Raw genomic sequence first — 21,169 nt, 5'->3', positions numbered from 1 at the left:
CGAAATGTACCTATCCTGAGCATCCTTCATCTACTATTCTCTTCTCGTATGGAAGCGCTATCAACAGGGATTTGAATGACCAAATTCAGAGGGGGTAGGGATAATTTGAAACGAATCGGAAAAAGGATGGCAATGTGTTTCATGGTATTCATGATTGCGGTGGTGCAGTTCGGGATTATGGGAACGACAGGCGGCAATGTGGCACAAGCAGCAGATAAGAGTCTGGCCCAGAAGCCGTATATGGGTTGGAGCAGTTACAGCATGCAGGTATATGACGGGGCGGGTAACTGGACGTCGGCCGAGAGTATTAAGAAGCAGTCGGATGCCATGCGCGAGAAGCTGCAAGCCCATGGATATGAATACATTAATATTGATGCAGGCTGGAACGGTGATGAAGATGAATACGGCCGTCCTATTCCGAGTACTGTTCTTTATCCAAATGGATTTCAGGAGGTCATCGATTATGTCCATAATAACGGACAGAAGATCGGGATCTATCTCATTCCGGGATTATCAATCACCGCTTATGAAAAAAATCTTGAGGTGTATGGAACGGGTGGGGCATGTCGTATGCAGGATATTGCGGTAAAACCGCTCGTTGTTATGGATGCTTGGGATTCGTACACGTACAAAATTGATTTTTCGAACCCTTGCTCACAGAAGTACATTGACTCCATCGCGGATCTTCTTGGCGAGTGGGGCATCAACTTTGTCAAATTCGACAGTGTGACGCCAGGATCAGGGATTAATAACCTGAGCCGGGATGCACGCGGTGATGTAGAGGCATGGTCCAAAGCCCTGGACAGAAATAATATCTGGTATGAGCTTTCCTGGGCGCTTGACCATAATTACGTGGACTTCTGGAAAAAGTATGCGAACGGCTGGAGGATCGATTGGGATGTTGAAGCCTACGACAGTAGTAAGGGGTTAACAGAATGGTCGAGTATTTCACGCTTATTCCCCATAGCAGCCATCTGGTGGCGTGATGCAGGTCCTGGAGGCTGGAACGATTTTGACTCCCTGAATGTCGGGAATGGCTCGATGGATGGTCTGACCAGAGACGAGCGGAAGACCGCGACGACGTTCTGGGCAATCTCTTCAGCACCGCTTTATACAGGTAATGATCTGACCAGGCTTGACAGCTATGGGCTGGAGCTTCTGACGAATGATGAGGTCATTGCGGTCAATCAGGCCGGACGTCCAGCTCATCCCGTTTCCATGGACACCAAACAGCAGGTATGGTATGCGAATAACGGAGATGGTACGTACAACGTAGCTCTGTTCAATCTGGGCAATCGGAGTGCCGAGGTCAAAGTGAAATGGAGTGATATTGGCCTCGAAGGTCCGGCTTCGGTCCGTGATCTCTGGAGCCATTCCGAACTGGGGAATTTTAATCATGAATTCAGTGGCGGCGTACTGGAACCCCATGCTTCCCGGATGCTTAAGGTAACCGCACTGAGCGGCACATCAGCCGTTAATGATGATGATACGGGCATGCGCTATAGTGGGGATTGGAAGCGTAATGGAGGCAAGGAGCAAATCGATGGCAGACAGGATCTGAGCATCGCCATTACGGATTCCTCAACGACCACTGGTCCAGCCAATATGAATACGCAGCAAGTAGCTGACTTGGAAGCCGGTGATGACCTAATCGCGAACGCAGAAAATGTAGCAAATCCTGCTTCCGTTGATGCGGCTGCTGTTACCGATGTGGTGTACATTAATGATGATGACAGCAATATTCAATACACGGGTTCATGGAGTTCAAGTTCCGGGAGAAATTTCGGGGATTACAAGGAAGATGTACATTTTACTGAGAATGACGGCGATTATTTTGAATATACCTTCACGGGCACAGGCATTGACCTGCTTACGGAGAAGGATCAAGAACAGGGAGACATGATAGTCACACTCGACGATGGAACGCCTGAAACGGTTAGCGCTTATACCAGTGATGAACGAGAAGTGCAACAGGTACTGTATAGCGCTGCTGGTTTGACTAACGGTTCGCATACCTTGAAAGTCGTCAAACAATCGGGCCAGTATATGCTGCTGGATGCGCTTAGAGTAACAAGGGAAATTCCTACAGGAGATCATAACAGCACCATTAGTCCGGCTTCTGCTGACTTTGACAAGGCAACAGAACAACAGAAGGACATTACTGTCACGCTCACATTGAACGGAAATACACTAACTGGCATTGAAAATGACGGAGTAATGCTCAGTGAAGACGACTACACGGTGGTCGATGACAAACTGAACATCAAGAAAGAATATCTCACCCAACTGCCTGTAGGAACAACCGACTTTGTTGTCAATTTCAGCGCTGGTGATCCGCAAACTCTTGCTGTTCAAATCAGAGATACAACGGGCCTTCGTTATGTCCTGATCAATAACGACGATCCGGCCATAAAATACAATGGCTCATGGTCCCGCAGCACGGGGCGAGGTATGGGCGACTATAAAGATGATGTGCAGTATACCGAGACGAATGGTGATTCTTTTGAATATACGTTCAGAGGAAGAGGAATCCAGCTGTTCACAGAGGTAGACCAGTCACAGGGAGATATGGATATCTACGTGGACGGTCAATTCATGGAGACGGTCAGTGCGTATCGCAACGGACGATTGGCACAGCAGAATCTGTACAGCATATCGGGCTTGCCTGATGGGCAGCACACGCTGAAGGCCGTCAAGAAATCGGGTAGATTTATGCTGCTTGATATGCTCAAGGTTGAGCTCCCGAATATGATTAATCCGGTGAATGCGAGCTTTGACAAATTAGCTTCTGCTCAGGCTGACATTGATGTCACGCTTCTGATCCAGGCGGGAAGCTTCAAGGGCATTACCAACGGCTCCAATGAACTGACACGAGGGACTGATTATACAGTTAATGGCGACCGCGTTACACTGAGCAAAACATATCTTGCTGCCCAGCCTGTAGGAACGTTAAATCTCAGTTTTTCCTTCGGCGGTGATTATCTCAATGACGTACATTCTACGACGGCGGATGGAGATTTCTTCGAGTACACCTTCAAGGGTACTGGAATAAGCTTGATTACACCTACTGGACCGGAGCAGGGAGAAGTAGATATTTATGTCGACGGACAACTGAAGCAAACCGTGAACGCCTATAGTCCGAGTCGCCAAATGATGCAGGAGATTTACAGCATCTCAGGACTGGCAAAAGGTCAGCATACACTCAAAGTTGTGAAGAAATCCGGTGAGCTTATGCTGGCCGATCAACTGAAATTTAATGTCCCTACTGGAAACGGAAACGGTGAACCAACGAATCCGTCGAATCCGTCGAATCCAGGTGGTCCATCCAATCCAGGCGGGCCATCGACTCCAGTCGTCCAGCCTTCAGACACGTCTGTGCCAGCGCCAACTCCTGAATCCGGAACTACTGACGGGACAACAGGAACGGATGATGGTCAGGATATTCCGTACAAAGCGTATATTCAAGGATATCCGGGCGGTTTGTTCAAGCCAGATAACAAGCTCACCCGTGCAGAGATGGCAACCATAGTCGCATTGGTATCTGAGAAAGAAGCCACGGGATCTGCTGTTGCATTCAGTGACGTTAAATCTGAATATTGGGGAGCCGACGCCATTGCTAAGGTAAGCAAGATGGGGCTGATGAATGGCTACAAGGATGGCACGTTTAAGCCAAATCAGTCATTGACTCGTGCGGAGATGGCCACTCTTGTGTCCCTTCTTGGTCCGGCTTCCGAGATTTCAGGGGATGGTTTCTCGGATATCGGTAGCCATTGGGCCAAGGATGCCATTTTGAAAGCGAAAAGTGCAGGTATTTTGAAAGGCTATAATGATGGAACCTTTAGACCGAATGCCTTACTGACAAGAGCGGAAGCCGTTGTAGCAATCAACAGAGCTTTGGGCAGAGCACCGCTCACGAACGTTTCGCAGCCGCAGTGGAAGGATGTTCCTTCCACACACTGGGCCTTTGGCGATATTGAAGCAGCATCCACTGATCAGATTGTAAAAGCCCGATCAGAGGGGGAAGAACCAAAGAAGAAATGATGTAAACTAGGATTGGGGGCCATCTGGGCCCCTTTTTTTCTGAATGTTAAGGATTTATGGAAAAGGAGCGAGGCTTATTGTACAGAAAAACAGGTTTTTGGAGTTGTGGATTATTTCAAAATCAAAGAATTTCGGAAATGTAAAAAAAGCAATGATCATCGTCTTTTAATCGTTGCCTTTTATTCATTCCCGAATGAAATACGATTGAATAATAAGATAAAACAATTGACTAAGCCGAAAAATATTATTATCTTTGATAACGCTACCAATACCTCAAAGAGGGGGAGGAGGGTTACCCATTAAATATTCCAGTGTTTTTCGTAAATTTCTAATTTCCTACGTGATCATTTTGGTGATACCCAGCATTGGCGGTTATATGTCTTATCTGACGTCCATCTCCGTAACACAGTCCATTTCCATTGAGAATAGTGTGACCCAACTTCAGAAAAGCCAGGAAATACTGGAGGGCCGCATGGCGGAAGTGGAGGGCTTCACCCGACAGCTTGCGGTCAATCAGGAATTGAACGTTCTGATGAATGAAAAGGACAACGAAACCAACGTATATGGGATATGGAGAACGATGGAGAATGTGTTGACCTTTGGGCAGACCAATGATTTTCTGCAAAATTATTATATTTATCTTGCGAATTACAATCTAATTTTGACCCCTGGCTCTTCTTACCGACCGAATCACTATTACACTGATTTTCGTTATAACGATCTTTCGTTGGAAGAATGGATGAAGGACGTGTTGCAGAAGACCCACCGGAGTGAGATTAAACCGCTCAGTTCCTACGTCAGCAGGGGGAAGCAAACTTCGGTAATCACATATATGCAGTCATTGCCTCTGGACAGCTTCAATGATTCTTCACCGGCTGTCGCCGTTGTAATCATTGATGAGAAAATGATTCTCGGTCTGTTGTCCAGCCTGAATGACCGATACGGTGGCTGGGTTCATATCAGCGATGCGGAGGGCAATACCATTGCGCTGCAAGGGAGCTCCGAGCCCGAGATGGTGAAAATGGCCTCGGACGCTCATTTTGACCCAAGTAGAGTCAGCCAGTTCTATGGGGATGATCTCGTAATCACTACAAGATCGGATAAGAACGGCTGGGTATACCAAGCGGGTATTCCCCGTCATGTCCTGATGGAGAATGCAAACAGGATCAAGGGGATGACGATGCTGATTACTGGCGGCACACTGCTCATCGGACTGATTGTTGGACTTGTGCTGGCTTATCGCAACAGCGTTCCAATCAATCGACTGTTAAGTGTAATGAAAGAGCAGTTTGGGAAGGATGAATCGGCTCCCAAAAATGAATTTGACTTTTTGAGTGGAAATATCGCTGATATGCTTACCAAAAACAAGCTGCTCGAATCCGAATTGAATCGCCAGCTTCCATTGGTCAGGGATGCTTTCCTGAAGCGATTGATCTCCGGCGAATTCAAATCACGGGATGAGATTCTTTCCGCCGCTGAACAGGCAGATATTAATTTGTATCAAGGCACGGGATATGCAGGAATTGTCCAGATTAAGGGTTATGCCAGTATGGACAGCGTTGAGATCCTGAATGAACTGAATGCCTCCCGACTACTGTTGAAGCAGGCTTTGACTGAACTGGGCGTAGATGTCCTGATGACCGATATGGGCTCGGACAAAGTGGTTGTCCTGTTCTTTTCGAAGGAAACCAACTCCGAAATGGATCGTGAAAAGGAAGATATCACGCATATCATGGAGAATCTGGCCCAGTATGTGTTCAATGAATACAGAATCACCATCCAGTCAGGATTCGGAAATCTCTTCACATCGCTGACAGAGGTCAGCCTATCCTTTGATCAGGCCAATCAGGCGCTGGAATATGCAGTCTACATGAACAAAAAAGGCATGATGTGGAACAACGAAGCCCAAACCGAAAATACAACGTATTATTACCCGCTGGATTCGGAGCAGCGGCTGATTGGCACGATCCGTGCAGGAGAACTTGAAGAGGCCAAACGGATTGTCGATGCAATCATTGTGCAGAACAGGGAGCAGCGGGAGTTGTCCATGGAAATGAAGCATCAACTTGTCGGAGAAATGAAGGGGACTTTTCTCAAGTTGCTGGATCAAAAGGCGTTTACGGAATATGCCTCCATCGAGAATGTGAAACAGCGGGTCATTGATATTGGTTCCTCGGAGCCGCTCGAAACGATAAAGGCCGAGTTTTATGAAATTATGGAAGAGCTGTGCTCCGTTATTGCCAAAAAGAAGAAAGATGCCCATATTCAAATCATCAAACAGATTAAGGAATATACTGCGAAAATGTATTCCGATACAGAGCTGACGCTGTATCGAGTGGCAGAGCATGTGGAGCGGCCCGAGAAATACATTTCTCAATTATTCAAAGAGATTACGGGTGTTAATTTCTCCGACCACCTGATCAAAGTCCGAATGGATCAGGCTGTGATTTTGTTAAAAGAGAGCAATTATACGGTGGACGAAATTGCGTCACGGGTAGGTTACAATAGTTCTCACTCCTTCAGGAGGGCCTTCAAACGATTAAATGGCGTTTCGCCCAGTGCGTATAGACAATCGGTTGACGATTAAATGAATGGAAGACCCTTTGGCTGTGTTGTCCGTGTTCCGGACAATGCAGTCTTTTTTTTTGCGAATAGGCCTCCGTAATGGGAAAATGGCTGTTGTGATGCGGATGTGTGCCCCCAAAAACGGGATAACTGTACGTTTAATGGCGCAGGTGTACCTGTTTATGGGACATTAAAATCGGCTATGATCAGAAACAAGAAAGCGCTATCAAAATTTACGCATAGTAGACAGCTGGTAAGGGGGGATTGTTCTGGAGAAGGAAATCGTATTAAATCACAAGACATCAACACAGCCGAAGGCACCTGGTTTTCTGACCAATGCCCGCAAAAGAATGATGAAGCACTGGCAGTTACATCTACTGGTGATTCCGCCCTTGCTATTTTTTCTCATCTTCAAATATTATCCGATGATCAATGCGGTTCTTGCCTTTAAGGACTATAACGTCATCAAGGGAATATGGGGAAGTGATTGGGTTGGTTTCCAAAACTTTCGTCTGTTCTTTGAGAATCCATTATTCTGGACCCTGGTGAAGAACACCATTTTGCTTAGCGGTTATTTAGTGTTGGCCGGATTTCCAATTCCGATTGTGCTCGCACTCATGATTAACGAGGTGCGCGGAGCCAAGTTCAAGAAGTTTGTTCAGCTTGTATCTTTTGCTCCCTATTTCATCTCAACAGTCGTGATGGTGTCTATGATTATGCTGTTCCTGGCACCACGGCTTGGATTTGTGAACATCGCCATGAACTTCTTTGGGCTGGATTCCGTGAATTTTCTGGGTGAGCCGGGCATGTTCCGCTCGATCTATGTCTGGTCCGATATTTGGCAGACTGCGGGCTACAGTGCGGTTATTTATTTGGCAGCTCTTGCCGGAATTGACCCCACATTGTACGAAGCAGCCAAGGTCGATGGAGCCTCGCGTTTTCAAAAAATCCGTCACGTGGATCTGCCAGGGCTGGTGCCAACCATTGTTATCATTTTGATCCTGAATGTTGGCAATGTCATGGCGATTGGCTTTGAGAAAGTCTACTTGCTACAGAATCCGCTCAATCTGGCTAATTCTGAAATCATTGCAACCTACGTCTACCGAGTCGGCCTGTTGAATGCCAACTATAGCTTTGCAACTGCCGTAGGGCTGTTCAACTCACTGATTAATCTGGTCTTACTGGTCACGGTGAATGGTTTGGCGAAGAGAGTTACAAAGAATAGCATTTGGTAGGAAAGGAGTTCATCTATGGCTGCGAACATTCAAACCAAGATTAAAGAATCCGCCGTGGACAAAACGTTTCTGATTACAATCTACATTTTGCTCAGTCTCGTGGCGCTGGTGGTCATTTACCCCCTGATATTTATCGTCAGCAGCTCAATCAGCAGCCCGGCAGCAGTAACTTCCGGACGGGTATGGCTTTGGCCCGTAGATATTTCCTTCAACGGTTACAAGGCATTATTTAATACACCTGAAATTCTCATCGGGTACGGTAACTCCATTTTCTATACGGCCGCTGGTACGCTGATCAGTGTAGCGTTGACCATCATGATTGCCTATCCATTGTCACGCAAGACCTTTTTCGGCAGGAACACTCTGATGATGATCATTACCTTTACCATGATCTTCAGTGGTGGGCTGATTCCGACTTATATGGTGGTGAAGCAGCTTCATCTGATTGATACGCGCTGGGCGTTACTGATCCCGAATGCAATCTGGGTATGGCAGGTTATTATTGCTCGCTCATTCTTTCAATCTTCGATTCCCGGGGAGCTTCTGGAAGCCAGCGAAATTGACGGCTGTAGTGATATGCGGTTCATCTGGAGTGTTGTACTCCCGTTATCGAAGCCGATCATCGCCGTGCTGGTTCTCATGTATGCTGTGGGGCAGTGGAATGCGTACTTTGACGCCCTGATCTATCTCAAATCGGCAGACCTGTTCCCGCTGCAACTCATCTTGCGAAGTATCATCATTCAAAATAACGGTTCGGGTGCCATGGACGTGGCGAAAATGGTGGAAAGACAGCAGCTTACCGAACTGTTAAAATATTCGTTAATTGTGGTCGCCACGTTGCCTGTACTCGTCATCTATCCATTTGTACAGCGTCATTTTGTACAGGGGATGCTGGTCGGTTCCGTTAAGGGTTGATCCTTAGATTCGGTGTATGGAGAAAGAAGATATAGACGTTCATACGCAAGGTACCATCGTCTCACCTGGTAAACTACAAAAAGGGAGTGATCAGATTTGAAGAAAAGTATGGTAACGTTATTGATGCTGGTCGTGGCATTTACAGTTGTCATGAGCGGGTGTTCTAATGGCAGCTCGACCTCACAACCGGGGAGCTCGGAAGAGGGCGGCAAGGTGAATATCAGCGTGTTCGCGGTTCAGGACTCCAGCATTGATATTCCGACCAATAAATTCACTGCATTTGTGGAAGACAAATTCAATATCAAATTCAATTGGGAGATCAATCCATCGGATGGGGCCAAGGAAAAGCGCCAAATCTCACTTGCAAGCGGCGACTATCCCGATGCCTATCTGCTGACCCACTATATAGACCAATTCTCTCAAGCAGATCTGCTGAAGTATGGCAAGCAGGGGGTGCTCGTTCCTTTGAACGGTCTCATTGATCAATACGCTCCGAACATCAAAGCGGCCATGGAGAAGAACCCTAATTTGAAAACGCTTAATACAGCGCCTGATGGCAATATCTATGGACTTGTTGCATATACGGAATGTTTCCACTGTTCCTACCCGAGCAAGATGTGGATTAATACCGAGTGGCTGAAAAAGCTGAATCTGGAAATGCCTAAGACGACCGAAGAATTCAAAAACGTTCTGCAAGCATTCAAAACGCAGGACCCGAACGGAAACGGCAAAGCAGACGAGGTACCGCTGAGTGGTTCCATAGAGGAGTTCGGTGTACGAATTATTCCGTTCCTGATGAATGCATTTGTCTATGATGATGACCGAAACTACCTGCAAATGGAGAATGGTAAAGTTGAATCTGCGGCGATTACACCTGAATGGAAAGAAGGATTGACTTACATCAAGTCCCTCTTTGATGCAGGTCTGATTGACCCTGGCGCATTCACACAAAACGCAGAAGCGTTCAAGAAAATCGGTGAAAATGCGGATGCTGAAATTTTGGGTGCTGGTGCAGCCATGCATCCCGCAATTTTCGTAAACATTGACGAAGGCAATACTCGCTCGGCGCACTATAATCCGCTGCCACCGATTTCCGGACCACAGAGTGTGTCCTATGCAACGCATGATGCGGGCGGTGTATCTCCAGGAGCGAAATTTGTCATCACCAACAAGGCAAGTGAAGAAGCGCAGATTGCCCTGATCAAAATGGTTGACTACATGTTCACACCAGAAGGTCAAACGAACGGTGCAAGCGGTATGAAAGGGATTGACTGGACTGACCCGGTGGAAGGTGATGTGGCACTGGGGAAAGACGTTAAACCTGTAGTGAAACAAATCCCTATGGCTGAAGGGGAGGCACCACGTAATGCGGGCTGGAGCGGCATGGCTCACTTCTATATGCCAAAAGAATATCGTGATACCTTCGTACAGGGCACAGATATTTATGCATCCAATGGTTATGAGCGCAGATTGTATGATGCATCGCTGTTGTACGAAGGGCATGAGCCCAAAGAGCTGTTCCCGATCTGGTCCGTCTGGATTGATCCCAACGAAATTGATGAAGCCAGCTTGCTGCAAACCAACATCAGAAACTACATTGAGCAAAATGAATTGCAATTCATCACAGGCAACAAGGACTTGAATAAGGACTGGGATGCTTATGTGAAAGGTTTACAGAACCTGAAGCTAGATCGTTATCTGGAAATTTTGCAAAACGCATATGACACAAGCAAGTAATGAACAGGGATATTGGAATCAGGTGCCTATGATGTACCGGCACCTGATTTTCCTTGTATTTAGACAGAAGAGAAGTATGATGATGGAGTATATGTGATGATAGAGGATAGGCAATGGATGCGTTACATACCAAGAAGGGTGGGATCAACATTCCTGTGACTGAACAAGAACATATCACGAATTCCACGACGATAAGACTGACGGATTATGGCGCTGTGCCGGACTCTGAGCTGGACACCCAGCCAGCCATGGCTCGTGCCATTCAGGCGGCGGCCGAAATCCCTGGTCCGGTGGTGCTGGACTGTGCAAGAGGCAGGTATCATTTCTACCCGGAGGAGGCGATTCGGGCGCCTTATTATATCTCCAACACGACGAGTGAAGAAGAGAACCCAGACGTAACCAAGACCATTGCCATTTTGCTGAAAGGGATGAACGATGTAACACTGGAGGGCAACGGTTCCCTGTTTATTTTCCACGGCAAACAGACCCTGTTCTTGCTGGACAATTGCATGAATGTAGAGATTCGCAATCTGCGTACAGACTATCACCAGCCGACGGTGACCGAGATGACGATTATCTCCAGCGGAAAGCATTATTTCGATGCCCGGATTCACCCCGAATCCCGTTATCAGATTCGGGACAACAAGCTAATCTGGCTCGGTGAAGGCTGGAGTTTTGCGGAAGGTCCCATGCAAACCTATGATCCATTGCGGAATACAACCTGGCGAATCGACAATTGGCTGGAATTGGCCCAATCTGTGGAAGAGCTTGAGCCGATGACCATCCGTTTGCATTTTGATTTTCAACCTGATGTGGTCCCGGGTCATGTACTACAAAACCGCGATGGCATTCGTGATCAAGTTGGAGCTTTTATGACCGAATGCTCGGATATAACGTGGAGGGACGTGAGTCTGCATTTTTTGCATGGACTCGGTGTCGTTGGCCAATTCAGCACAAATCTGACCTTCTCACGGATGAACCTGGCTCCCCGCACTGAAACGGAACGGACGGTTGCCGGCTTTGCGGATTTTCTGCACATCTCCAGCTGTAGAGGTAAAGTTACCGTAAGGGACAGCTATTTTTCCGGTTCGCATGATGATCCTGTCAATGTCCACGGTACCTATTTACGAATTGTAGATCAGCCGGCAGTGAATTGTGTGAAGGTTCGATTCATGCATCCCCAGACGTATGGGCTTCCCGCGTTTTATCCTGGTGATGAGATCGAATTGGTCCGTTCCGGTTCGTTGACGACCTACGCTTCCAACAATGTGGTTGCGGTTGAGCGTTTAAGTGCTCGTGAGCTTTTACTGACTCTTGCTCATCCAGTGCCGGACGGTATTGGCAGCCATGATGTCATTGAGAATGTAACCTGGACACCTGAGGTGGACATTACAAATAATCATTTTGCCCGAGTACCAACACGAGGCATACTCGTAACGACCCGTCGGAAAGTGCTGATTACCGGGAATACATTTGAACGGATGTCTATGAATGCTATTTTGATTGCGGTGGATGCCGAGTCCTGGTATGAGTCCGGAAGGGTGGAAGATGTAACGATCACCGATAACCATTTTATTGAATGTGGCGGCAGTGAGCATCCCGTGATATTCATATCCCCGGAGAATGTGGAGGTGGATGAGAACGCTCCCGTTCACCGACAGGTCGTTATCCTGAATAACCGTTTCGAAACCAGTGGAGATGTCCAAATTGTAAGCGCCAAATCCACTCGCGGGCTAGTGTTCAAGTCAAATCAAATAATTTCTACCAGCGAGACAGGAAAGTTATCCTGCGTTGAAGAAGCAGTTTATGTAATCGCTTGCAGCGAGCTTGACATAGCGGATAATACGTTCACTAATGTTTTAGAAGGATCTAACCAGTAATTCAATAATCTTAAGGGAGAGTGCACATGAAACTTCAATATGACAAACCTGCACATGTATGGACGGAAGGGCTTCCCCTAGGTAATGGCCGTCTTGGGGGCATGATCTTTGGTGGGGTGGAGCAGGAGAAAATCAGCTTGAATGAGGACACGCTGTGGTCCGGTTATCCGAAGAACGGCAACAACCCTGGCGCAAAGGACGCTCTGCCAAAGGTTCGCAAGTTGTTACAGGAGGAACGTTATACGGAAGCAGACACGCTGACCAAAGAGATGATGGGCCCGTACACCCAATCGTATCTGCCTTTCGGAGATTTGCTTCTGCGTTTTGAACACGGGAACATCTGCCATTCCTACAAGCGGACGCTGGATATAGAAAATGCAGTGCACAGCCTTGAATATCAGATTGGCCATGTTATTTATACCCGTGAAATGTTTGCATCGCATCCTGACCAGGTTCTTGTACTGCGACTGGCAGCAAGTGTGGAAGGTGCGCTGAATGTACATGCGTCGTTGGATAGCCCACTTAGACATATGACTGGGTTTAGGGAAGATCGCTTTGTTCTGGAAGGAACAGCCCCGGAGCATGTCGAGCCCAGCTACGTTGCAAGCGACGACCCGATCCGATACGGTGACCCCGAAAATAACAAGGGCATGACCTTTGAAGGACAGCTAGCGGTAAAGACAGAGGATGGACAGGTAACGGTGGATGGCAGAGGAATTCATGTGTTGGGTGCGACAACAGCAACCTTTTATTTCAGTGCGGCTACCAGTTTTAATGGTATGGATGCTATTCCGGGAGTCGAGGGAAAAGATGCTTCCTTCATTGCAAGTTCATTTCTGGATGAGGCGGTAGCCAAGCCATATGACAGCCTGCTTGACTCACATATTACGGATTACCGTGTGCTGTTCGATCGGGTGAAGCTTCAGCTTGGAAACTCACCTGCTCCGGAGCAGATGTCCACTGAACAGCGGATTACGACCTATGGGGCGGAGGATCCGGGGCTTGTGGAGCTTCTCTTTCATTATGGGCGTTACCTGCTGATCGCAAGCTCCCGTCCGGGAACGCAGGCTGCAAATCTTCAGGGCATCTGGAATGCAGTAACTCGTCCTCCCTGGAGCAGCAATTACACGCTGAATATTAATACTGAAATGAACTATTGGCCGGCTGAAATATGCAATTTGGCTGAATGCCATGAGCCCTTGCTGGACTTGATCAGCCATTTGGCGAAGAAGGGTGTTGAGACTGCACAGGTCAACTATGGCACTCATGGCTGGACCACGCATCATAATACGGATATCTGGGGACAGACGGCACCGGTAGGCAATTATGGTGACGGTGATCCCAGCTGGGCCTTCTGGCCGATGGGCGGTATTTGGCTGACTCAGCATGTATGGGAGCATTATGCCTTCAGCGGAGACGAGACGTATTTGCGGAATTCCGCTTATCCAGTGATGAAGGAAGCTGCGCTGTTCGCACTGGACTGGCTCATTGACGATGGTAGCGGTAACCTTGTGACTTCACCTTCGACTTCGCCGGAGCATAAATTCCGGACAGCGGAAGGTGTAGCAGCGGTCAGTCCGGGTTCAACCATGGATATCTCATTAATCTGGGAGTTGTTCACCAACTGTATTGAAGCCTCGGAAATACTTGGAACGGACCTGGATTTCAGAAAAGAACTGGTAAGCATCCGCGAACGTCTTCTGCCGCTGCAAGTCGGGAAATATGGTCAATTGCAGGAATGGTCGAAGGACTATGAGGATGAGGACATTTACCATCGGCATACTTCGCATCTGGTAGGCGTGTATCCGGGTCGACAGCTTTCGGACGAGGAGACACCGGAGTTGTTTGTCGCTGCCAGAACCTCCCTTGAACGGCGGGGAGACGAAAGCACGGGTTGGAGCCTAGGATGGCGTGTTGCGCTTTGGAGTCGTTTCAGGGAAGGAAATCGTTCCCTGCGTCTGCTCTCCAACATGCTGCGCCTGGTCAGAGATGGAGCGTCGGAGCAATATAACCATGGCGGTGTATATCCGAATCTTCTGGGCGCACATCCTCCGTTTCAGATCGACGGCAACTTCGCAGCTTCTGCCGGTATAGCCGAGATGCTGCTGCAATCTCACCGTCCATATATGGAACTACTACCTGCACTGCCGGATGCTTGGCAGCAGGGCAACGTTTCCGGCCTGCGTGCCCGAGGTGGATTTGAGGTCAGTATCCGGTGGGACAACGGACAACTCGTAGAAGCGTACATCACTTCTCATCTGGGCCGGGACTGCGTGCTTAGAGGTGAAGGCCCAGTTGTGGTAACGCTTGACGGCAGCGTACTTGAAACGGAGGAAACCCATTCAAATATCATAAGCTTCCCTACATCTGCAGGACGCACTTACAGGGTTAAGTTGAGTTAAATCGCGGTATGGATCGGAAGATCGTTGCATGGAAAGTGCTCTATTCGGTCTTTATAATGAGGGCAGACTTGGGCAGGAGAGACGTAACCAGCTCCACTCAGGGCACAGCATGCAACAATAAGGAGGCATATGATGCTAACTCGCGATACAGCCGTACAAGTGCAGCAACAGAATGTTAATCTTGTAAGCGTTACAAATGGCCACGTGAGCCTGGAGATCAATCTGGAAAATGGTGAAGTGTCCTGCATCGGCAACCATTCTTCCTATGTGAAGGGCATTCGTAGTGCTTTTCGCTGGCAGGGCCGGGAATACAGCACGGATCATTATCAGAACCATGAGCTGACGGCACAGGAAGATATTGTTCGAGAAGGTTTTGGAAAAGGGATCCGCTTGGTGGTTCTGCATAAAGCTTCGCTGCTGCCGCAACTGGAGCAGCATTTCTATATGTATGAATCTTCACCATATGTACTGGTGCAGACCGCTATAGTCGGTGATGAAGAACTTAAGGCGAATCGCATGGCTGTCATCCAATCCAAAACCATATCGCTCGGCGGAGAATCCGGCCAGGATGAACCAAGCATTCTGCGTGTTCCGTTTGATAACGATAAATGGGTCAGATATACGGTCGTTAAGCCGCCGCTTGATGTGGAGAGTTACGAGGCGACAGCCTTGTTCGCGCCTGACAGCCGCCGGGGAATTGTGATGGGTTCCCTTACGCATAAGGTATGGAAAACAGGGATTCGCATCCAAAGCGAAAAAAGCGGACATATCGAGGGACTTGATCTGTACGGCGGTGCCGTGAGTGAACTGACTCGCGATTCCCAGCCTCATGGTTATGTGAAGGGAAAAAGAGTGGAATCCCCATTGGTATTCGTCGGGTTCTATGAAGACTACCGTGAAGGTCTTGAAGCCTACGGTCAGGCGAATACCTGGATTGAGGCTCAATTGCCTTGGGAGGGCGGTGTCCCGATCGGATGGAACAGCTGGTCTGCGGCCATGAGTGATCTGGACTATGATCTGTATACAGCGACCAGCGATTTTCTGAAAAATGAAGTACAGCCGCTTGGATTCGAGAATGAGGAAACGTTATACATCAACTTTGATGCTTTCTGGGACAATTTTACGCCGGAAGAGATGAAGAGCGCGCTGGACCGGGTGCGGCAAAATGGACATAGAGCGGGAACGTACTGGACCCCATTTGCCTTCTGGGGCGGGCCTGATCAGTTCGGTCAGGCGGTCGAAGGAACGAACGGCAAATACACCTATGCAGATATTCTGCTGCGTGACAGTGAGGGCGAAATGCTGCCAGATGTAGACGGTGGTCTGGCAATAGACCCGACACATCCCGGCAACCTGCAAAGAATTGACTGGTTCACGGATAAATTCATCGCGGAAGGTTTCGAATATATCAAACTGGATTTCTTGGCACATGGCTCGCTGGAAGGACAGCACCACAATCCGGATATTACTACAGGGATCGCGGCTTATCACTATGGCATGTCTTATTTGCAGCATAAGATCTCACCAGAAGTAATCGGACGTCCATTTTTCATAAACTTGTCCATCGCTCCATTATTTCCATATGCATTTGCCCACAGCCGTCGTATTTCCTGTGATGTCTTCGGTACACTTGCAGATACGGAATATATGCTGAACTCGCTGACACACGGCTGGTGGATGAGCAACACACTTTATCGCTACAATGATCCGGATCATTCCGTGTTATACAAGAGCTTCAACCAGGAAGCTACCGGCTGGCATGAAGGCCGCAGTCGTCTGACCGCTTCAGTTATTGCTGGTACGGTGCTCCTGCTCGGGGATGACTTCCGTAAAGAGGAAGCTGCCGAACGAGCAAAAGAATGGCTTGGCAACAAGGATATTTTGAACGTTGCTCGTATGGGGAAAACCTTCCGTCCAGTTGAAGGTGATTATGGGAAACTGTCTTCTGATGTGTTTGTCCTTGAATCGCCGGAAGAGAAGAGTTTCTATCTTGCTGTCTTCAACTTTGATGCTGAACAAGCAGTGGTTAAATCCATCTCGCTGGAGCGGGCCGGGCTAAACGCCAATGCCGTATACCGCTTACAGGATCTGTGGGAAGGTTCACAGGGGGAAACGTCTGGAGAGCTTACGGTCTCGCTGGAACCGGCGGAATCCAAAATCTTCAGATTGACCGTGAAGGGAAACTGACTGGGCGACATGACAACCCAGAGCTGTGAACGGTTATAGGATATAAAAAAACAAAGTCAAACGCGCGCTTTTGTATCTCACAGATCGCGCGTTTGTCTATTTTGGGAATGAGTGTATTTCTAAAGAAATTTATTATTGGACTGGAGGACATGATATGAACGATTTTACTTTGTGGTATTCAACCCCTGCAGCGGATTGGTCTCAAGGCCTGCCGCTGGGCAATGGAAGAATAGGGGCAGATGTTATGGCGTCATCGCATCGTGAGGTATGGAGTATGAGCGAGGTTACCTTCTGGTCGGGGCGGATTGACCCGGAGCATCCTTCCGAAGGAGGCAAGGCTGCACTGGAAGAGATGCGCAGCTATTTCTTCTCCGGCGATTATGATGAAGGAGATCGTCTTGCCAAACAACATTTGCAGCCAACGAAACGTAATTTCGGTACCCATCTTGGATTATGTGAAGTTGTGATTGATTTTGAGAAGAAGAATTCGGATTCTGATGAAGAGGGAATTTTCCAACGTGAGCTGGATCTGACTCAAGCGCTGGCCGGGGCGTTCTGGAAGGATGACAATATCATGATTAGACGTGAAGTTTTCGCTTCCAATGTCGATGATATCGTCGCCTCCAGAGTTTGGAGCGAAGTTCCGGGTAGCGTAACCTTTACACTTGGCTTGCAGGCGGGCACGGAATCATTCAAGGTTGTAGCCTTAGACGACAACACGCTTGAATTCCAAGGACAGGCAACGGAAAATGTACATAGTGATGGGACTTGCGGCGTATGGTCCAAGGGTTTGGTCAAGTTGGTTATATCCGGGGGGACGGTCGCAAGCAGAGATGGTCGATTGACTGTGACCGGAGCGGATGAGGCCTGGATTTATTTTAGTGTGAGCACAGATTATCGCCGTACAGATCAGGAGTGGGCAACAGAGAACGAGTCTACGCTGATGAGGGCTTTGGAGAAGGGGTATGCTTTGCTGAGGGAGGATCATATCCGTGATTACGGCGAGCAATATGACAAGGTAGATATACAGTTGGGGCACAAGGGGAAATCCGGTCTGGCTACAGACCAACGCATTCGTTTGTTGGAGCAGGGTGAGGGGATTGAAGATCCGCAGCTGTTTGCATTATTTTTTCAATATGGACGGTATCTTACCATTGCGGGCTCTCGTGAGAACTCACCGCTGCCACTCCATCTCCAGGGAATCTGGAATGATGGTGAAGCGTGCCGAATGGGCTGGAGCTGTGATTATCACCTTGATATGAATACCCAGATGAATTATTACCCCACAGAGATTACGAATCTTGGAGAGAGCCATCTTCCGTTATTTAGGTATGTTGAGGATCTGGCACAGGCGGGCAGGGAAACGGCTCGTAATGTATATGGATGCGAAGGATGGGTCGCTCATGTCTTCTCCAATGTATGGGGCTTTACGTTGCCTGGGTGGGAGACCTCATGGGGGCTGAACGTTACAGGCGGATTATGGCTGGCTACACACCTGATTGAGCATTATGAGTATAGTCAGGATCGTGTTTTCCTAGAGAATGTGGCCTATCCTGTACTTAAGGAATCCGCGGCCTTCTATCTGGACTACATGTGTGAGCATCCTCGGAACGGTTGGCTGGTGACGGGTCCTTCCAATTCGCCGGAGAATCATTTTTATCCCGATAATTCGAGAGAGGCGGCACAGCAGCTGTCTATGGGAACAACAATGGACCAGATGCTGGTGCGCAGGCTCTTCGAATTTTGTCTTCATTCCGTTGAACTTTTGAATAAAGACGAGGAACTCGGTCGCAAGCTGGAAGAAGCAATTAGCAAGCTTCCACCTCTACAGATCGGCAAGAAAGGCCAGTTACAGGAATGGCTGGAGGATTATGAGGAGGTGCAGCCGGAGCATCGGCATTTGTCTCATATGTATGCGCTGTATCCGGACAATCAGATTACACCTGACCATACACCGGAACTCAGTGCGGCAGCACGAGTAACGCTGGAGAACCGCATGGTCCAGGAAGAGCTGGAGGATGTTGAATTTACAGCTGCTTTGTTTGGACTGGGTTTTGCGAGATTGCACGATGGAGAGACGGCATATAAACACCTCTCACATTTGATCGGCGGCCTGTGCTTCGATAATCTGTTCACCTATTCCAAATCCGGAATTGCTGGAGCAGAGAGTAATATTTTCGTCATTGATGGGAATTTCGGCGGTACAGCGGTCTTAGCAGAGATGCTGCTGCAAAGTTATGCGGGCGAGATTCACCTTCTGCCAGCGCTTCCACAGGCATGGAGCACCGGCTCGATAACCGGGTTGAGAGCAAAAGGGAATGCCGAGGTTGACATCGTTTGGGAGAATGGAAGGCCGACCTCTACGAACATTCACACGTTCTCGCCGGGAACATTCGCCATTTGTTGGGGCAACCATAGAACGATCCTTCATGCCGAAGCAGGCGAAAGTTACTATTTCAATAGCGAGCTGGAGTTGGTAAAATAACGATCTATACTTGAAAATAACTTTCATTTATATGGACCATGGTCCCACGGGGGGAAAAACATATAATAGAGACAGAAAGAGACAAAGGGAGGGGACGTTGATGTATAGTATTTTTTTGGTAGACGATGAAGAGCTGGGACTTGAGATGATGAGGGATTATATCCGTTGGGAAGAGATGGGCATCTATATCATGGGAACGGCGAGTAACGGCAGGGAGGCCTTGGAGAAGATCGAGGCCACCCAGCCTGATATCGTTCTTACCGATGTTCAGATGCCGATAATGAACGGTATTGATCTGGCGAGAAAGATACATGAGAGCTACGACTCGATCCAGGTGATGTTTCTGACCGGGCACGATGAATTTCAATATGTAAAATCGGCTATCAACGTAGGGGCCGTGGGATATATGCTAAAACCTTTGGATTTAAACGAAATTGAAAGCGTTATCAGTAAAGTTAAACAGCGTTGTGACGAAGTTGCAATGAAGAACCGTTCCATGGAGGCGGCCAAAGCCAATATCCTGAAGGAGTTATCTTACGAAAAAAATGAGGATCGTGCTATTGATCTCGCTTGTAGTTTCAGCCGTCTATGCCGACAATCGGAGACCACACGATATGCAATGGCCTTGTTCAGTATCGATCCCAAGGAGGCTGAAGAGGAACAGCAAAGTCTGGAGGAATGTACGGCTCGGCTGGTGTCTTTTCTCGATCATTTCTTCAAAGCGAAGAATCTGAAAGCGATCTTTGTGGATTACAAGGAAGGAGAGACCGGTGTATTTATGGAAGCGGCCCAGCAGCCGGGACATTATGCGTGGGAAGACTTGGCTGAGGCTATTCGTAGTGCCCTGGATTTTACGGTAACGGCTGCTGTAGGCGGACAAGAGACCGAGTTATCCAACATTCACTGTTTGTACGAACAGACGCGAACCATCTTGAACGAGCGTTTCTATGAAGGTACAGGCACGATTATTCATGCCGAGACACTTTCGAACCAGTTTTATACGGAGCATATGCCCCCTTTTGAACAAAAGGAATGGTTTGAGGCTATTAATCGACTGGATTTTGAATGGGCCGCACAGAAGCTGCACGGGTATATTGAGGGATTGGCAACACTGCGAGTCAAGAAGAAAATCATCTGCGACTGGTCGATAGATCTCGTTAATGAGCTGCTGGAGCAGCTTCATAAACCTGTTCCGAAGCGGGCTGAGCTATATCATTCCATCTATAATGCACTGACTCTGCATGAGATCGAGGATCTGATTCTCGGTACTGCGGAAGATGCGGTGAGTATGCTGGGTGAGCGGTTTATGGACAAAAATGCAAAATTGATTCACAAGGTCCGCACCCTCATCGATCAGAATTACAATCAGCCGATTACCATTAACAGCCTGTCTGATCAGGTCTATTTGTCACCGAACTATTTGAGATCCATATTTAAGGACAAAACAGGAATGACCATTCACGATTATCTGACACGCATCAGACTGGATAAAGCCAGGGAACTGCTGGCAGATGGCTCGCTCAAGATTCACGATATCGCGCAGAACGTGGGCTATGAAAGTACATCTTATTTTATATCTCTTTTCCTGAAGACACAGGGCGTAACACCCAACGAATACAGGAAAAGTATATGACGATACAGGCTGTCTGGTAACGATCATGATCCTCCCGTTTTCCTTGAACATGATTTTGGATAGGCTCCCTCTGACTAACCCATGATATG

Annotated in this window: 10 protein-coding genes; all 10 read left to right on the top strand. The window is 48.1% G+C overall.

The window, feature by feature from the left end; all coding sequences use genetic code 11:
• Window positions 1-105 precede the first annotated feature (105 nt).
• A complete protein-coding gene (locus HW560_RS27820; protein WP_179265232.1) occupies window positions 106-4,041 on the top strand; it encodes a X2-like carbohydrate binding domain-containing protein in 3,936 nt (1,311 codons plus the stop codon).
• A gap of 376 nt (window positions 4,042-4,417) precedes the next feature.
• Window positions 4,418-6,628: a helix-turn-helix domain-containing protein gene (locus HW560_RS27815; protein ID WP_179265231.1), complete on the top strand. Its 2,211-nt coding sequence runs from the start codon at window positions 4,418-4,420 to the stop codon at window positions 6,626-6,628.
• Window positions 6,629-6,986: 358 nt separating this feature from the next.
• Entirely contained in the window at window positions 6,987-7,841 is an 855-nt protein-coding gene (locus HW560_RS27810; protein ID WP_024629272.1) for an ABC transporter permease, read from the top strand.
• Window positions 7,842-7,856: 15 nt separating this feature from the next.
• Window positions 7,857-8,756: a carbohydrate ABC transporter permease gene (locus HW560_RS27805; RefSeq protein ID WP_179265230.1), complete on the top strand. Its 900-nt coding sequence runs from the start codon at window positions 7,857-7,859 to the stop codon at window positions 8,754-8,756.
• 96 nt (window positions 8,757-8,852) lie between these two features.
• The gene (locus tag HW560_RS27800) at window positions 8,853-10,493 is read left to right on the top strand and encodes an extracellular solute-binding protein (RefSeq protein WP_179265229.1); all 1,641 of its coding nucleotides are present in this window, start codon (window positions 8,853-8,855) and stop codon (window positions 10,491-10,493) included.
• 113 nt (window positions 10,494-10,606) lie between these two features.
• The gene (locus HW560_RS27795; protein ID WP_179265228.1) at window positions 10,607-12,373 is read left to right on the top strand and encodes a right-handed parallel beta-helix repeat-containing protein; all 1,767 of its coding nucleotides are present in this window, start codon (window positions 10,607-10,609) and stop codon (window positions 12,371-12,373) included.
• Between the two features lie 26 nt (window positions 12,374-12,399).
• The gene (locus HW560_RS27790; protein WP_179265227.1) at window positions 12,400-14,775 is read left to right on the top strand and encodes a glycoside hydrolase family 95 protein; all 2,376 of its coding nucleotides are present in this window, start codon (window positions 12,400-12,402) and stop codon (window positions 14,773-14,775) included.
• 129 nt (window positions 14,776-14,904) lie between these two features.
• On the top strand, window positions 14,905-16,962 hold the full coding sequence (locus tag HW560_RS27785; protein WP_179265226.1) for an alpha-galactosidase: 2,058 nt from the start codon (window positions 14,905-14,907) through the stop codon (window positions 16,960-16,962).
• A 154-nt stretch (window positions 16,963-17,116) separates the two neighbouring features.
• Window positions 17,117-19,447, top strand: coding sequence for a glycoside hydrolase family 95 protein (locus HW560_RS27780; protein WP_179265225.1), 2,331 nt, complete (start codon window positions 17,117-17,119; stop codon window positions 19,445-19,447).
• 100 nt (window positions 19,448-19,547) lie between these two features.
• Window positions 19,548-21,080: a response regulator gene (locus HW560_RS27775; RefSeq protein ID WP_090895679.1), complete on the top strand. Its 1,533-nt coding sequence runs from the start codon at window positions 19,548-19,550 to the stop codon at window positions 21,078-21,080.
• Window positions 21,081-21,169 lie beyond the last annotated feature (89 nt).

Source organism: Paenibacillus sp. E222 (genome assembly GCF_013401555.1).
Classification (GTDB): domain Bacteria; phylum Bacillota; class Bacilli; order Paenibacillales; family Paenibacillaceae; genus Paenibacillus.
The sequence above is the reverse complement of the archived record's forward strand: the minus strand, read 5'-3'. Positions and strand labels throughout refer to the sequence as shown.

What these genes read in the sequence shown, in the direction of transcription:
- HW560_RS27815 (WP_179265231.1), top strand. Translation starts at nt 4,418, where the DNA reads ATGTCTTATCTGACGTCCATCTCCGTAACACAGTCCATTTCCATTGAG.
- HW560_RS27805 (WP_179265230.1), top strand. Translation starts at nt 7,857, where the DNA reads ATGGCTGCGAACATTCAAACCAAGATTAAAGAATCCGCCGTGGACAAA.
- HW560_RS27795 (WP_179265228.1), top strand. Translation starts at nt 10,607, where the DNA reads ATGGATGCGTTACATACCAAGAAGGGTGGGATCAACATTCCTGTGACT.
- HW560_RS27790 (WP_179265227.1), top strand. Translation starts at nt 12,400, where the DNA reads ATGAAACTTCAATATGACAAACCTGCACATGTATGGACGGAAGGGCTT.
- HW560_RS27785 (WP_179265226.1), top strand. Translation starts at nt 14,905, where the DNA reads ATGATGCTAACTCGCGATACAGCCGTACAAGTGCAGCAACAGAATGTT.
- HW560_RS27780 (WP_179265225.1), top strand. Translation starts at nt 17,117, where the DNA reads ATGAACGATTTTACTTTGTGGTATTCAACCCCTGCAGCGGATTGGTCT.
- HW560_RS27775 (WP_090895679.1), top strand. Translation starts at nt 19,548, where the DNA reads ATGTATAGTATTTTTTTGGTAGACGATGAAGAGCTGGGACTTGAGATG.